The organism is Burkholderia sp. AU38729 (assembly GCF_020419725.1).
GTDB lineage: Bacteria > Pseudomonadota > Gammaproteobacteria > Burkholderiales > Burkholderiaceae > Burkholderia.
The window spans coordinates 66012-79968 of the sequence record NZ_JAIZQO010000011.1; the positions used below are offsets into that span (position 1 = coordinate 66012).

The 13957-nt window shown below is 68.9% G+C and carries 13 protein-coding genes; 8 read left to right on the forward strand and 5 right to left on the reverse strand.

The features are described 5' to 3' along the window. Positions 1–47: 47 nt before the first annotated feature. Positions 48–1223, forward strand: a complete 1176-nt coding sequence (locus LGM56_RS27135) for a M20 aminoacylase family protein (RefSeq protein ID WP_226207223.1) — start codon at positions 48–50, stop codon at positions 1221–1223. Positions 1224–1372: 149 nt separating this feature from the next. On the opposite strand, the gene LGM56_RS27140 is transcribed toward LGM56_RS27135, so the two are convergent. The 3 genes from LGM56_RS27140 to LGM56_RS27150 all read right to left on the reverse strand — a co-directional run bounded on the left by LGM56_RS27140 (position 1373) and on the right by LGM56_RS27150 (position 4293). Next, complete coding sequence (locus LGM56_RS27140) at positions 1373–2731, reverse strand: aspartate aminotransferase family protein (protein ID WP_089495964.1); 1359 nt, start codon at positions 2729–2731, stop codon at positions 1373–1375. Positions 2732–3012: 281 nt separating this feature from the next. Continuing rightward, positions 3013–3522 (reverse strand): GNAT family N-acetyltransferase, encoded by a 510-nt coding sequence (locus LGM56_RS27145; protein WP_226207224.1) that lies wholly within the window; start codon positions 3520–3522, stop codon positions 3013–3015. A 135-nt stretch (positions 3523–3657) separates the two neighbouring features. Continuing rightward, the gene (locus LGM56_RS27150) at positions 3658–4293 is read right to left on the reverse strand and encodes a helix-turn-helix domain-containing protein (protein ID WP_011353677.1); all 636 of its coding nucleotides are present in this window, start codon (positions 4291–4293) and stop codon (positions 3658–3660) included. A 296-nt stretch (positions 4294–4589) separates the two neighbouring features. Between LGM56_RS27150 and LGM56_RS27155 the strand changes: the two genes are divergently transcribed. From LGM56_RS27155 to LGM56_RS27165, 3 genes are all read left to right on the forward strand, one after another. Continuing rightward, positions 4590–4943 carry a RidA family protein gene (locus LGM56_RS27155; protein WP_089475899.1) on the forward strand — a complete coding sequence of 118 codons (354 nt, stop codon included), beginning with the start codon at positions 4590–4592 and terminating at the stop codon, positions 4941–4943. Between the two features lie 31 nt (positions 4944–4974). Beyond that, positions 4975–6225: an NAD(P)/FAD-dependent oxidoreductase gene (locus LGM56_RS27160; protein ID WP_226207225.1), complete on the forward strand. Its 1251-nt coding sequence runs from the start codon at positions 4975–4977 to the stop codon at positions 6223–6225. 106 nt (positions 6226–6331) lie between these two features. Next, a complete protein-coding gene (locus LGM56_RS27165; RefSeq protein ID WP_089433510.1) occupies positions 6332–7723 on the forward strand; it encodes an amino acid permease in 1392 nt (463 codons plus the stop codon). A gap of 221 nt (positions 7724–7944) precedes the next feature. Here LGM56_RS27165 and LGM56_RS27170 read toward each other — a convergent pair whose 3' ends face one another. Then, positions 7945–8592, reverse strand: coding sequence for a glycine zipper 2TM domain-containing protein (locus LGM56_RS27170; RefSeq protein WP_089428777.1), 648 nt, complete (start codon positions 8590–8592; stop codon positions 7945–7947). A gap of 464 nt (positions 8593–9056) precedes the next feature. On the opposite strand from LGM56_RS27170, the gene LGM56_RS27175 reads away from it, so the two are divergent. The 3 genes from LGM56_RS27175 (at position 9057) to LGM56_RS27185 (ending at position 12068) form a co-directional block, all read left to right on the forward strand. Continuing rightward, positions 9057–10256 (forward strand): amidohydrolase family protein, encoded by a 1200-nt coding sequence (locus tag LGM56_RS27175; protein ID WP_226207226.1) that lies wholly within the window; start codon positions 9057–9059, stop codon positions 10254–10256. A gap of 85 nt (positions 10257–10341) precedes the next feature. Continuing rightward, entirely contained in the window at positions 10342–11526 is a 1185-nt protein-coding gene (locus LGM56_RS27180; RefSeq protein ID WP_226207382.1) for an amidohydrolase family protein, read from the forward strand. A 68-nt stretch (positions 11527–11594) separates the two neighbouring features. After that, on the forward strand, positions 11595–12068 hold the full coding sequence (locus LGM56_RS27185; protein WP_089484770.1) for a nuclear transport factor 2 family protein: 474 nt from the start codon (positions 11595–11597) through the stop codon (positions 12066–12068). 98 nt (positions 12069–12166) lie between these two features. Here the strand turns inward: LGM56_RS27185 and LGM56_RS27190 are convergent, their stop codons facing one another. Continuing rightward, the gene (locus tag LGM56_RS27190) at positions 12167–13027 is read right to left on the reverse strand and encodes a LysR family transcriptional regulator (RefSeq protein WP_069252751.1); all 861 of its coding nucleotides are present in this window, start codon (positions 13025–13027) and stop codon (positions 12167–12169) included. 185 nt (positions 13028–13212) lie between these two features. Here LGM56_RS27190 and LGM56_RS27195 point away from each other — a divergent pair, with 185 nt between their 5' ends. Further along, a complete protein-coding gene (locus LGM56_RS27195; protein ID WP_226207227.1) occupies positions 13213–13887 on the forward strand; it encodes an ankyrin repeat domain-containing protein in 675 nt (224 codons plus the stop codon). Positions 13888–13957: the final 70 nt, after the last annotated feature.

Below are 13957 nucleotides of genomic sequence, written 5' to 3' on the forward strand. Positions count from 1 at the left end.
GACATCCCGACCGATCCCGATCGACCACGACTGACGAGGCCAACGCGATGGACGCAACCGAAGAAAGCACGCTGCAGGGGCAACTGAAGGCCTGGCGCCGCCACTTGCACCAGCATCCGGAGACGGGGTTCGAAGAGGTGAACACGTCGGACTACGTCGCGCGCATCTTGACGACGCTCGGGCTCGACGTGCATCGCGGGATCGGCGGCACGGGACTCGTCGCGAACCTGACGGCCGGCACCGGCAAGCGCGCGATCGGCATCCGCGCGGACATGGATGCGCTGAACATCGCCGAGCACGCGCCGGGCCGCGAACACGCGTCGCGCACGCCCGGCAAGATGCATGCGTGCGGGCACGACGGCCACATGTCGATGGTGCTCGGCGCCGCGCAGCTGCTGGCCGAGCGCAAGGATTTCGACGGCACCGTGCGTTTCATTTTCCAGCCGGCCGAGGAGCACGGCCGCGGCGCGAAGGCGATGATGGCCGACGGGCTGTTCGAGCGCTTTCCGGTCGACGCGATCTTCGGCGCGCACAACATGCCGGGCATGCGCGCGGGCACGTTCTCGACGCGTGCGGGCGGCATCATGGCGAGCGAGGACAACTTCGTGATCCGGATCGACGGGCGCGGCACGCACGCGGCGCGCCCGCACATGGGCATCGATCCGATCGTGATCGGCGCGCAGGTCGTGCTCGCGCTGCAGACGATCGTGTCGCGCAATCTTGATCCGGGCGAGCAAGCCGTGATCTCGTGCACGGAGTTCATCACCGACGGGCTGCGCAACGTGCTGCCGTCGACGGTGACGATCAAGGGCGACACGCGCAGCTATTCGCGCGACGTGCAGGCGCTGCTGGCCACGCGGATGCGCGAGATCAGCGAAGGGATCTGCCGCACGCACGGCGCGACCTGCACGTTCGAGTACACGCACGAGTTCGCGCCGACGGTGAATTCGCCGGAATGGGTCGACACGGCCGTGCGGGCCGCGGCGCAGGTGGCGGGCGCGGAGAACGTGGACGCGAACGTCCAGCCGATGATGATTTCGGAAGACTTCGGCGCGTTCTTGCAGGCCGTACCCGGCAACTTCGTCTTCATCGGCAACGGGGAGGCGGCAGGGCGCGGCGGCGTGCCGCTGCATAACGCGGGCTATGACTTCAACGACGAGATCCTGCCGATCGGCGCGCGGTATTTCGCGGAAGTGGCGCGGCGGGCGTTGAAGGCGAAGTAGCGCATCGCTGCATGAGGCGGATGCGACGGGAACGGCTCGCTGTGCGGCGGTCCGTTTCACTGTCACGCGACACGAGCGACGCCGCAGCCGCAGGCAACACATCGTGGCCGCGATCGCGCGATGTGTTGCCTGCCGCGAATGTCACTGCATCACACCAGCTCGCCGAGACACGCGTCGAACTGCGCGACGAGCCGGTCGACATCATCGGCCGTCGTCTGCGGACATACGAGCATCATGTTGTGGAACGGCGTGATCAGCACGCCGCGATTCAGCAGGTACAGGTGCACGATGTGCTCGAGTTCGCTGTCGAGCTGCGCGCCGGCGAGCGTGCCGTTGCGCGGCGGCACGGGCGCGAATTGAAACTCGGTGCGCGCACCGATGCGCGTCACGCACCACGGCAGTTTGTGTTTCGCGATCGCCTGTTCGAGCCCCGTCGCCAGCCGCGCGGCGAGTTCGAACATATGCGCATAGGCCGCGTCGGTCGCGACTTCGGCGAGCGTCGCACGCATCGCATGCATTGCGAGCATGTTCGCGGTGAGCGTCGTGCCGATCCCCGAGTGGCCGGGCGGCGCGTTCAGCTTCGCCTGCTTCGCGCGTTCCGCGAATTCGGCGCTGAACCCGTACACCGCGCACGGCACGCCGCCCGCGATCGGCTTGCCGACCACCAGCATGTCCGGCTCGAGATCGTGCGCGACCGCATAGCCGCCCGGTCCGCTGCTGATCGTGTGCGTTTCGTCGATCACGAGCAGCGTGCCATGGCGGCGCGTCAGTTCGCGTGCCGCCTCCCAGAAGCCCGGATCGGGCAGCACCATCCCGATGTTCGTCATCGCGGGCTCGGCGAGCACGCAGGCGACATCGCCGCCTTTCAGCGCGGCTTCGAGCGCGGCGAGATCGTTGAATTCGACGACGCGCGTGTTCGCGAGCAGGTCGTAGGACTGCCCGAGCAGGCTGTCGCGCTGCACGGGGCGGCCATCGACGAGATCGACGAACACGTCGTCGACGGTGCCGTGATAGCAGCCGTTGAACACGACGATCGTGTTGCGGCCGGTGGCCGCGCGCGCCCAGCGCAGCACGAAGCGGTTCGCGTCGCTCGCGCTCAACGCGAATTGCCAGACCGGCAGCTTGAAGCGGCGCGCGAGTTCGCGCGACACCCACGCGGCATCCTCGCTCGGCAGCATCGTCGTGTAGCCGCGCGTGGCCTGCTCGATGAGTGCCCGCGCGACGGGTTCGGGCGCGTGGCCGAACATCGCACCGGTGTCGCCGAGGCAGAAGTCGGCATAGCGGTGGCCGTCGACGTCGGTGAAGGTCGCGCCGCGCGCTTCTTTCACATACAGCGAGAACGGCGTCGACCAGTCCTGCATCCAGTGCAACGGCACGCCGAACAGCAAGTGCTCGGACGCTTCCGCGGACAGGGCGCGGGAGACCGGCATGGCTTCGGTGAATGCACGGCGCTCGCGATCGAACAGCGCGCGGGCGCGGATGAGGTCGACTCCGTGGCGGGAAGGCAAAGGCAGCTCCTGGGCTGTGAAGGTACGGAGACGATAGCGCGGGCGGAGGGGGGACGAACAGGGGGGAAATGACGGAGGCGGGTTGGCTGCGGCGCTGCCGAATGGTGGATATTTTTTATAAAAGTTTTTGCGCATAAACCGGCGCGGAGCGGCCCGGCCGGCTTTATTGCATGGAAAGTTGGCGGGCGCTTACATCGTTGACGTCCGGCCGGAGGCGGACGAGGCGGGCACAAGGCCGCATAGGGCTGCGTCTCTCGATGCCCGCTCGCCGCCGTGTCGCGTTACCCGAGCGTCTTGACCATGTGGTGTTCGTCGTAGAACCGCCCATCGACGAACATCGAGCGCGGTTCCGTCCCGAACCGCACGAACCCTTGCGACGCATACAGCCGCTCCGCGGTGGCGTTGACCTCGTTCACGCACAGCATCAGTTGCTTGCAGTCCCATTCCCGCGCCGCGTGCGTGGTCGCGCTCTCGAGCAGCGTTTGCGCGATGCCTTGCCCGCGATATGCGGGATCGACGAACACGCCCCAGATCGTCGCCTTGTGCGCGATCTTCACGCGCGCATCGCGGCGCACGCCGGTTATGCCGACGAGCGTATCGCCGTCGAACGCACCGTACACCGCACGTTCACGGGTCGGCGTGATGCGCGTCGCGAATTCGTCGACCGGCACCTGGGATTCTTCGTCGAGCGTCGGCAGGAAGGAGGTGGGGGCGGTGTCGACCGCACGCAGGCGAACGGTCTGGAAACGGGCGGCGTCGGCCGCATCGAGCAGGCGGGTGGTGATCGTCATCGGGGTCGTTCCGGTTGATGGTCGTGCATGCCGGCGCGAGCCGCTGGGGCCGCGGGATGCATCGTCCTTATCGTAATAGGAATCCCGGTGTTGCGCGGCGACGTTCGGCACCGCCGCGTGATCGCATTCAGACGGTCAGATCGCGTCGCGCGGCCGCTTGGCATCGCCGTCGACGCAGCACGCGAGCACCTCGGCATCGGTGTCGCCGAGGCTCAGGTACACGTGCCCGACCGCACTGTCGAAATACAGGCTGTCGCCGGCGCCGAGCCGGTACGCATGGCCGTTCTCGAAGCGCAGCTCCAGCTCGCCGCTCAGCACGAACACGAACTCCTCGCCGCTGTGCCGGATGTAGTCGGCGAAGTCCGACAGCTTGCGCGCATGGATGCGCCCGCGCACGGGCACCATCCGCTTGCCGGTCAGGTCGTTCGCGAGCATCCCGTACGCGTAGTTCGGCGTGTCATAGACCATCTGCTGGCCGGCCGGCGTGAACGACGGCGTCATCGCGCCGGCCGGCGCGGGGCGCCCGAACATCGTGTCGAAGTCGAGCGCTAGCGCATGCGTGAGCGCCGCGAACTTGTCGTAGGTGAGCGCGATGTCGCCGCGCTCGGCCTTCGAAATCGTCGACACCGCGATACCGGAGCGCTCGGACAGTTGCGCGAGCGTCAGGCCGCGCGACTTGCGCGCGTCGCGCAGCCGCGCGCCGACCGTCTGGTGGTCGAGCTGCGGCGCGGCGTCGGTGGGCGGCGGAACGGGGACGGTGGATTTGGGCATGCGGATAGGGGGCGCGGCGTCCGTGACGTGAATACGGGTTTTGTCGTATACGAGAATAAATTTTCTCGTATATGATAATTTTCGTCGAAATCGCCGACGGTGGGCGTGACGGCCACTCTAGCATCGGACGGCGCGAAACTCGCGGAGCCGGTGCGGCCGGCGTGAACGACACGTGTGCGTATCGGCGCAGCTCGCCCGTGCGGCGGTTGCCCGACGATTCCGCACACGGCAGCGGCTTTCCCAGCCATTTATTTTCCCGGCCGGTCGCGGCCGGCCTTGCGAAGGTGCAAACCATCATGTCCAGTGAAATCCAACGTCTGCAGACGAGCGCGCGCATGAGCCAGGTCGTGATCGCGAACGGCTTCGTCCACCTGGCCGGCCAGGTGCCCGATACGGCCGGCGCGCCGATCGCCGTGCAGGCGACCGAAATCCTCACGCGCATCGACGCGCTGCTCGCATCGGCCGGCATCGACAAGACCCGCGTGCTGACGGCCAACATATGGCTCAGCGATGCCGCGCACTTCGACGCCTTCAATGCGGTGTGGGACGCGTGGGTGCCGGCCGGCCACGCGCCGACCCGCGCCTGTGTGCAGGCGTTGCTGATGAAACCCGGTCTCGACGTCGAGATCGCCGTGACCGCGCTCGCCTGACGCCCGCGCCGCGCGCCCCGAGGCACTCACGATGACATTCGACACGCTCGTTCTCGGCGGCGGCATGATCGGCGTGTCCGTTGCCGTGCACCTGCAACAGCGCGGCCTGTCGGTCGCGCTCGTCGACCGCAAGGCGCCCGGCAACGAGACGTCGCTCGGCAATGCCGGGCTGATCCAGCGCGAAGGCGTGTATCCGTATGCGTTTCCGCGCGGCTTCGGCACGCTGCTGAAATACGCGTGCAACCGCTCGCCCGATGTCCGCTATCACGTTGGCGCGCTGCCGAAACTGATTCCGTTCCTGTACCGCTACTGGCGCAACTCGCATCCGGCGCGCCATGCGGAGATCGCGCGCGCGTATGCGCCGCTGATCGAACACTGCGTGACCGAGCATCGCGCGCTGATCGACGCGTCCGGCGCCGGCGCATTGCTGCGCGAAGGCGGGTGGCTGAAGGTGTTCCGCACGGCCGCGACGCGCGATGCCGAAACGCGTGACGCCGAGCGCTGGCGCGCCGAATACGGCGTGACCTTCGACGCGCTCGATGCGGCCGCGCTGCGCGACGCCGAGCCGAACCTGAGCCGCGCGCTGGTCGGCGCGCTGCGCTACACGGGCTCCGATTCGATCAGTGATCCGAATGCACTCGTGACCGCGTATGCGCGCCGCTTCGAGCAGCTCGGCGGCCGCATCCTGACCGGCGATGCGCTGACGCTGTCGGCCGCGAACGGCTGGCGCGTCGACACCGCGCAAGGCCTGGTCGGCGCGCGCGCCGCAGTCGTCGCGCTCGGGCCGTGGTCGGACCTGCTGTGCGAACGGCTCGGCTACACGCTGCCGCTCGCGGTCAAGCGCGGCTATCACATGCACTACGCGGCGCAGCCGGGCGCGCGGCTGAACGGGCCCGTGCTCGATGCCGACAGCGGTTTCCTGATCACGCCGATGACGCGCGGCATCCGCCTGACGACCGGCGTCGAGCTCGGGCTTTGTGATACGCCGCCGACACCCGTCCAGCTCGCCGCCGTCGAACCGGTCGCGCGCGAGCTGTTTCCGCTCGGCGCGCGCGTCGACGGCGCGCCGTGGCTCGGCCGCCGGCCGTGCACGCCCGACATGCTGCCCGTGATCGGTGCGGCGCCGCGCCACCGCGGTCTGTGGTTCGCGTTCGGGCATGCGCATCACGGTTTCACGCTCGGCCCCGTGACCGGCCGGCTGATCGCCGACCTGATGACCGGCACGCAGCCGTTCGTCGACCCGACGCCGTTTCGCGTCGAACGCTTTCTGCACGGCCGCTGAACCGGCGACCGTGCGCTGCAGCAGGGCGGCCGGCACACGACGCCGGCCGCTCCATCCAGCGGCCTGCCGATCCGGCTCGCCGCGACGATCAACGACTGGAGACAACATGCAACAGCACACGATGCGGCGCGAACTCGGCGCGCGCCAGATTTCGTTCATGGCCCTCGGCATGGCCATCGGCGTCGGCCTGTTCCTCGGCTCGGCGTCCGCGATCAAGGCGGCCGGCCCCGGCGCGCTCGTCGCCTACCTGATCGGCGGCGCGATGATCTTCCTGATCATGCGCGCGCTCGGCGAGATGGCCGTGCACCGGCCGGTGTCCGGCTCGTTCGGTGCGTATGCGTTCGAATACGTCGGGCCGTTCGCCGGCTATGTGGTCGGCTGGAGTTACTGGCTGCTGATGGTCGGCGTCGGTGTCGCGGAGACGACCGCCATCGGCATCTACATGGGCTTCTGGTTTCCGGACGTGCCGCAGTGGCTGTGGGTCGTGTCGGCGATCGCCGCGATCTCGGCGTTCAACCTGCTCAACGTGAAGGTGTACGGCGAGCTGGAGTTCTGGTTCGCGATCGTGAAGGTCGTGACGATCGTGCTGATGATCGCGGGCGGCGCGCTGATCGTGTTCACCGGGATCGGTCATGGCGGCGAGCCCGTCGGGCTGTCGAACCTGTGGCGCCACGGCGGCGTGTTTCCGCACGGCGTGCTCGGGGTCGTGAGCGCGCTGCCGATCGTCGCGTATTCGTTCGCGGGCGTCGAGATGATCGGCCTCACCGCCGGCGAGGCGCGCGAGCCGCAGAAGATGATCCCGCGCGCGATCAACTCGGTGCTGTGGCGCATCCTGATCTTCTACGTCGGCGCGCTGTTCATCATCATGGCGCTGTATCCGTGGCACGAGCTCGGCGAGCATGGCAGCCCGTTCGTGACGACGTTCGAATCGCTCGGGCTGCGGCAGGCGGCCGGCATCGTCAACTTCGTGGTCGTGACGGCCGCGTTGTCGAGCTTCAACTGCATCGTGTTCAGCGGCGCGCGCATGCTGTCGAGCATGGCCGGCAACGGCCTCGCGCCCGCGTCGTTCGCGGCGCTGAGCGCAAGCGGGTCGCCGTCGCGCGCGGTGCGGGCGACCGTGCTGTTCATGTCGGTCGGCGTGGTGCTGAACTATGTGATTCCGGCGCGCGTGTTCGGCTGGCTGATGTCGTTCCTGTCGTTCGACGTGGCCGTGATCTGGGCGATGATCGTGCTGACCCACATGCGGTTCCGGCGCGCGCTGGCCGCGCGCGGCGAGACGGTGGCGTTCCGCATGCCGTACGCGTCGGTCACGTCGTGGATCTGCCTCGTGTTCGTCGCGTTCGTGTTCGTGATGCTCGGCGTCGATCCGTCGACGCGCGGGTCGCTGTATGCCGGCGCGGCGGTGATGGCGCTGATGGCGATTATTTACCGGCGTTCGCGGCACCTGCAGGCGGCGGCGCGGTCGACGCGCGTCGGGCTCGGCGTCGAGCGGGTGTGACGCCGATGCCCGGGGCACCGGTGCGGGTGAGCGTGGGAGTGATCGCGCGACGGGGGCGTTGCGGGCGAGGGTGTCGCGGAAATATCGGCGGCGCGTGATGCGCGCCGCGCGGGCATGAAGATCGAGAGCGAGGTGAAACAGGCGCGCCGTCGCGCCGAACCGGTGCCCGACGCCGAACGCGCGACGAGGCGCCCGATCAGGTCAGGCGCTCCGCATCGGAATCAATAACGCGACAATTGATTGCCGTTGATCTGCACGCGATCGCCCGGACGCAGGTTGCCCGGCGACTGCACGTCGAACGAGCGCATCGTGCCGTCGCTGACCTGCACGTCGATCCGGTAGCTGCTCGGGCCTTGCGCGGCGCCCATCTGCTGGCCGATCTGGTTGCCGGCCACCGCACCGCCGAGCGCGCCGATCACGGTGGCCGCATCGCGGCCGTGACCGCGGCCGAACTGGTTGCCGACCAGGCCGCCGACCAGCGCACCGACGACGGTGCCGGCGACGCCCGACGGGCCGACCGAGCCATTGACCGGCTGGATGTTCGAGACCGTGCCGTATTGCGTGCCGTAGCCGTTGCCGTACTGCTGCTGATTGCCGTACTGGTCATACGGCTGCGATCCGTATTGCTGCGGGTTGCCGTACTGATCGTACGGCTGCGGCGCCTGGTTCGGATACGGCTGTTGCTGCTGCACGTAACCCGGTTGCGAATACGCGGGCTGCGCGTAGCCGGGCGTCGCGTATTGCTGCTGTTGCGGATACCCCGGCTGCGCGCCGTAGTAACCCGGCGCGACGCAGGCGGTCAGCGGAAGCGCCGCGACGGCGACGAGCGAGGCGAACAGAACGGTCTTCGTGGAAGGCATGCGCATCATGATGATTCCTGCATCGGCAACGGGTTCGCCGACGAATGCCGGAACGGGTGGCGAACTCGGCGTGAGTATAAGGAATGGCCGGAGGCGCGTCCGGTGCGGCCGGGTAACAACGTGTAAAGTCTGTTGCCGCGTAAATCGCCGCGCGGGCGGCGCGCGAAAGCGACGCCCGGCAAGGGCGCGACACGCCTTCCGGACATCCGCATTCCGGCGATGCCGATACTGCGCGACCTTCGGCCTTTCCGCCGTCTTCCCCGTGATCCCGCCCCATCCCCGTGCCAGGCCCGGCGGCCGCGCGCGCCGCGCATCGCGAAATCGAATGCGCGGCATCGCGACATTTAATTGGCCTCGGGCGACGGCGTCCGATATCGTGGCCGGATTCCCTGTCAACGGTCGCGCCGTGCCGGCTGCGGTGCCTTCCCCTGTCCGCGCCGGCGACGTGCCGCGACCGCCCCACCTTCCGAGCCATGACCGATCGTCTCTTCATCAACGCCGTCGACGCCGGCGGCCAGCCCATCCACCTCGTCGTCCGTGACGGCCGCTTTGCCGCGATCGGCGCCGCTTGCGCCGCCGCGCCCGGCGCGGAAACGATCGACCTCGACGGCCGCGTCGTGCTGCCCGGCTTCGTCGACGGCCACATCCACCTCGACAAGAGCTTCGTCGGCGATCGCTGGGTGCCGCACGAACCGGTCGGCACGTTGCGCGAGCGGCTTGCGGTCGAGAAGCGCCAGCTCGCGGCCGCGCCGCCGATCGTCGAGCGTGCGAACGCGCTGATCGCGCAGGCCGCCGCCTTCGGCACGGTCGCGATGCGCAGCCACGTCGACGTCGATGCAACCACCGGCCTGTCGAACCTGCAGGCCGTGATGGCCGCGCGCGAGCAATGGCGCGGGATCGTCGATATCGAACTCGTCGCGTTTCCGCAGGCCGGCGTCGTCACGTGCCCGGGCACCGCCGGGATCCTCGACGCGGCCGTGCGCGAAGGCGCGGAAGTGGTCGGCGGGATCGACCCGACGACGCTCGACGGCGATGCGGACGGCCAGCTCGACATCGTGTTCGGCATCGCCGAGAAGCGCGGCGCGAAGATCGACATCCACCTGCACGAGCCCGGTGAAACGGGCATCGCGCAGCTGCTGCGGATCGCGGCGCGCACGCGCGCGGCGGGGCTCGGTGGCCGCGTGAACGTGAGCCATGCGTATGCGCTCGGCCAGGTAAGCGATGACGACGTGCAGCGCACGGCGGCGGCACTGGCGGAAGCCGGCGTGTCGATCCTGACGAATGCGCCGGGCGACTGCGCGTTTCCGCCGGTGCAGGCGCTGCGCGACGCGGGCGTGCACGTGTTCGCGGGCAACGACAACATCCGTGACGTCTGGTGGCCGTACGGCAACGGCGACATGCTGCAGCGCGCGATGATGGTCGGCTATCGTTCGGGCTTCTACACCGACGAAGCGCTCGGCATCGCGCTCGACATGGCGACGCACGCCGGTGCGCGCGTGATCGGCAAGGACAACTATGGAATCGCAGTCGGCTGCGATGCGACGTTCGTCGCGGTGCGTGCGCCGAATGCGGCGGCGGCCGTCGCGGGCGTGCCGGCCGAGCGCTGGGTGTTCCGCCGCGGCGAAAGCGACACCGGCGCGCCGTTCGCTCCCGCGCTGCGCTTCACGCGCTGACCGACCTGATCGGCGGCACGGCATGCGCCGTGCCCCCTTCGCACTGAACGCACCGACTGCACTGACCGACCTCACCGGAACCGACATGACGAACCTGCTGATCCGCAACGTCCGCCCGAACGCCGACGCCGCGCTCGACATCCTGATCGAAGGCGATCGCATCGCGTGCGTCGGCCCGTCGCTCGACGCGCCCGCCGGCTGCGCGATCGAGGACGGCGCGGGCGCGCTCGCGCTGCCCGGCCTCGTCGAAGGCCACACGCACCTCGACAAGACGCACTGGGGCATGCCGTGGTATCGCAACCAGGTCGGGCCGCGCCTCGTCGACCGCATCGAGAACGAGCGCCACTATCGCGCGACGAGCGGCCATGACGCGGGCGCCGCGTCGCTCGCGCTGGCGCGTGCGTTCCTCGCGGCCGGCACGACGCGCATCCGTACGCACGTCGACATCGATACCGAAGCCGGGCTGCGGCATCTGCACGGTGTGCTCGCGACCCGCGAGACGCTGCGCGGGCAGGTCGAGATCCAGATCGTCGCGTTTCCGCAATCGGGCGTGCTCAAGCGGCCGGGCACCGCTGCGCTGCTGTCCGAAGCGCTGGCCGCCGGCGCCGATCTGCTCGGCGGGCTCGACCCGTGCGCGATCGAAGGCGATCCGGTCGAAGCGGTGGACGTGCTGTTCGCGATCGCCGAGCGTCACGGCCGCGGGCTCGACCTCCATCTGCACGAGCGCGGATCGATGGGCGCGTATTCGCTCGACCTGATCCTGCAGCGCACGGCTACGCATGGCATGCAGGGCAAGGTGACGATCAGCCACGGGTTCTGTCTCGGCGATATCGCCGAACGCGAGCGCGATGCGTTGCTCGCGCGGATGGCCGAACTCGGCGTCGGGCTCGTCACGACCGCGCCCGCGGCGGTGCCCGTGCCGCCGGTGGCCGCGTGCCGCGCGGCGGGCGTGACGGTCATCGGCGGCAACGACGGCGTGCGCGACACGTGGACGCCGTACGGGTCGCCCGACATGCTCGAACGCGCGATGCTGATCGGCATGCGCAACGATTTCCGCCGCGACGATGCGCTCGAAGTCGCGCTCGACTGCGTGACGCACGGCGCGGCGCGCGGTTGCGGCTTCGACGGTTACGGGCTGCAGCCGGGCAGCCGCGCGGACGTCGTGCTGGTCGACGCGCTGACGTTCGCCGAGGCTGTCGTTGCGCGGCCGGTGCGGCGGCTCGTCGTGTCGTCGGGGAAGATCGTCGCGCGCAACGGGGCGCTGGTCTGAGTGAAGCGTGAGCGCTGCGTCGCCCCCGGTATGATCGGGTTTTCAGCGGGATTGCCCGGGAGACGACGATGCGACGCACGACAGCGGCACGGGCCGCACGATGGATGGCGGCGGCCCTGTTCGCCGTGACCACCGCGCACGCGGTGGCGGCCGGGCCAACGGACGCGCAGCAGGAAGCCAACCGGCGGACGGTGCTCGCGTTCTACGAGAAAGGCCTGAACGAGAAGGACGCCGACGCCGCGCTCGCGTACGTCGGCGATCGCTACGTGCAGCACAACCCGAACGCGGCCGACGGCCGCGACGGCTTCCGCAAGTTCGTCGCGTTCCTGCGCGACAAGTATCCGCAGTCGCACAGCGAGATCAAGCGCTCGTTCGTCGACGGCGACTACGTGATCCTGCACGTGCATGCGGTGCGCGAACCCGGCACGCGCGGCAGCGCGATCATGGACATCTTCAAGCTCGAGAACGGCAAGATCGTCGAGCACTGGGACGTCAATCAACCCGTGCCCGAGCAGGCCGCGAACGGGAACACGATGTTCTGACGGGGGCCGGGCGCGTGGGCGTATCGACGTGCCCGCGATCTCGTCGCATCGGCCGTGCCGCGGCGTCCTTCACGTTGCCGCCGCATCCGGCCTGCTTGCTACTCCTCCAACTCCAGCATCGTCGCGAGCGCCTTCGTCAGTTCGCTGACCATCGGGTCGGCCGTCGGCCGATGCAGGATCGCGATGTCCATGTGCTCGATCGGCGCGAAGCCCTGCTTCGCGGTCAACACGACGTGCTCGTCCGTCACCACGCGCGCGGGCAGCACGCTGATGCCGAGCCCGTCCGCGACGGCGGCCTGGATGCCGCTCAGACTCGACGTCGTGAAGCTGATCCGCCAGCGGCGGCCGCGCTCCTCGATCGCCTTGATCATGTCGTCGCGATAGAGCCCGCGCGGCGGGAAGACGACGATCGGCACCGGGTCGAGATCGATCGTCGGATGCTTCGCGCTGTCGATCCAGCGCAGCTTTTCGGGCCAGCGCACGACGGCCTCGCGGCTGTCGCGCCGCTGCTTGATCAGCACGAGATCGAGCTCGCCGCGGTCGTATGCCGCGCTGATGTCGCGGCTCAGCCCGCACGTCACTTCGAGCTTCACCTGCGGATGCGCGCGCTTGAACGCCGCGAGCGCATGCGTCGTGCGGCCCGCCGCGAAATCGTCGGGCACGCCGAGCCGGATCGTCAGCGCGACCGTGGCGCCCGACAGCGCTTCCAGCATCTCGTCGTTCAGCGCGATCATGCGGCGTGCATAGCTGAGCACCGTCACGCCCGCGTCGGTCGGCCGCACGTCGCGCGTGCCGCGGTCGAGCAGGCGGTGCCCGGCGATTTCCTCGAGCCGGCGCACCTTCTGGCTGACCGTCGACTGCGTCGAATGCAGGCGCGCGGACGCCGTCGTGAAGCTGCCGCAGTCGGCGACCATCACGAGCGCGCGCAGCAGGTCGAGGTCGAACAGGGGTCTATTCATTTCTGCACTTCTGCGGATTCGAACATTTCATTTCCAAATGTGTGCGACGACTTTTAACATGGCCGGACGGAGTGGGCAATCGCGGTTTCGCCGGACCCGGCGTGGCGTCACGGGGTGCCATTGGGGCGCCTGACGTATTGCAGCGGCCGCATATCGGCGTGCGCGGCACGCAAGGAGGAAACGGGATGTTGTTCAAACGGATCGCGATCATCGGCGCGTTCGCGTTGACCACGCTTACGTCGGCGGTGGCCGCCGCCGACGGCGGCGCGCTCGAAGGCCGGTTGCGCAGCGCGGCGGAGCGCGGCGATGCGGGCGAAGTGCGCACGCTGCTCGAGCGCGGCGCGCAGATCGATTCGCGCGACGGGCAGGGTCGCACGGCGCTCCTGATTGCGACGCACGGCAATCATGTCGATGCGGCGCGCGTGCTGATCGACGCGGGCGCGGACGTCAACGCGAAGGATGCGATCCAGGACAGCCCGTACCTGTATGCCGGGACGCGCGGCCATCTCGACATCCTGCGGATGACGCTCGCGCATGGCGCCGACCTGCGCAGCACGAACCGCTATCGTGGCACCGCGCTGATTCCGGCGGCGGAGCGCGGGCATGTCGATACGGTGCGCACGTTGATCGATGCGGGCGTGAACGTCGATCATGTGAACCGGCTCGGCTGGACCGCGCTGCTGGAGGCGATCATGCTCGGCGACGGCAGCGAGCGGTATGTGCGGATCGTGCAGCTGCTCGTGGATGGGCACGCGAACGTCAATCTGGCCGACTCCAACGGCGAGACGCCGCTGCAGCATGCGCGCAGCCGAGGGTATGCGCGGATCGAGCGGATTCTGGTGGCGGCGGGAGGGCGGTAGGTATCAGTGGAGGGTACGATTTGCGCGTGAGTACGCCGTTGGTACTCGGTCGATCCACCGCGGCCGAGGC

Bases quoted from the DNA above. Each gene is read 5' to 3' on its own strand.
- LGM56_RS27135 (WP_226207223.1), top strand. From the start codon at position 48: ATGGACGCAACCGAAGAAAGCACGCTGCAGGGGCAACTGAAGGCCTGG.
- LGM56_RS27175 (WP_226207226.1), top strand. From the start codon at position 9,057: ATGACCGATCGTCTCTTCATCAACGCCGTCGACGCCGGCGGCCAGCCC.
- LGM56_RS27165 (WP_089433510.1), top strand. From the start codon at position 6,332: ATGCAACAGCACACGATGCGGCGCGAACTCGGCGCGCGCCAGATTTCG.
- LGM56_RS27150 (WP_011353677.1), bottom strand. From the start codon at position 4,293: ATGCCCAAATCCACCGTCCCCGTTCCGCCGCCCACCGACGCCGCGCCG.
- LGM56_RS27185 (WP_089484770.1), top strand. From the start codon at position 11,595: ATGCGACGCACGACAGCGGCACGGGCCGCACGATGGATGGCGGCGGCC.
- LGM56_RS27195 (WP_226207227.1), top strand. From the start codon at position 13,213: ATGTTGTTCAAACGGATCGCGATCATCGGCGCGTTCGCGTTGACCACG.
- LGM56_RS27190 (WP_069252751.1), bottom strand. From the start codon at position 13,027: ATGAATAGACCCCTGTTCGACCTCGACCTGCTGCGCGCGCTCGTGATG.
- LGM56_RS27160 (WP_226207225.1), top strand. From the start codon at position 4,975: ATGACATTCGACACGCTCGTTCTCGGCGGCGGCATGATCGGCGTGTCC.
- LGM56_RS27155 (WP_089475899.1), top strand. From the start codon at position 4,590: ATGTCCAGTGAAATCCAACGTCTGCAGACGAGCGCGCGCATGAGCCAG.
- LGM56_RS27145 (WP_226207224.1), bottom strand. From the start codon at position 3,522: ATGACGATCACCACCCGCCTGCTCGATGCGGCCGACGCCGCCCGTTTC.
- LGM56_RS27180 (WP_226207382.1), top strand. From the start codon at position 10,342: ATGACGAACCTGCTGATCCGCAACGTCCGCCCGAACGCCGACGCCGCG.
- LGM56_RS27170 (WP_089428777.1), bottom strand. From the start codon at position 8,592: ATGATGCGCATGCCTTCCACGAAGACCGTTCTGTTCGCCTCGCTCGTC.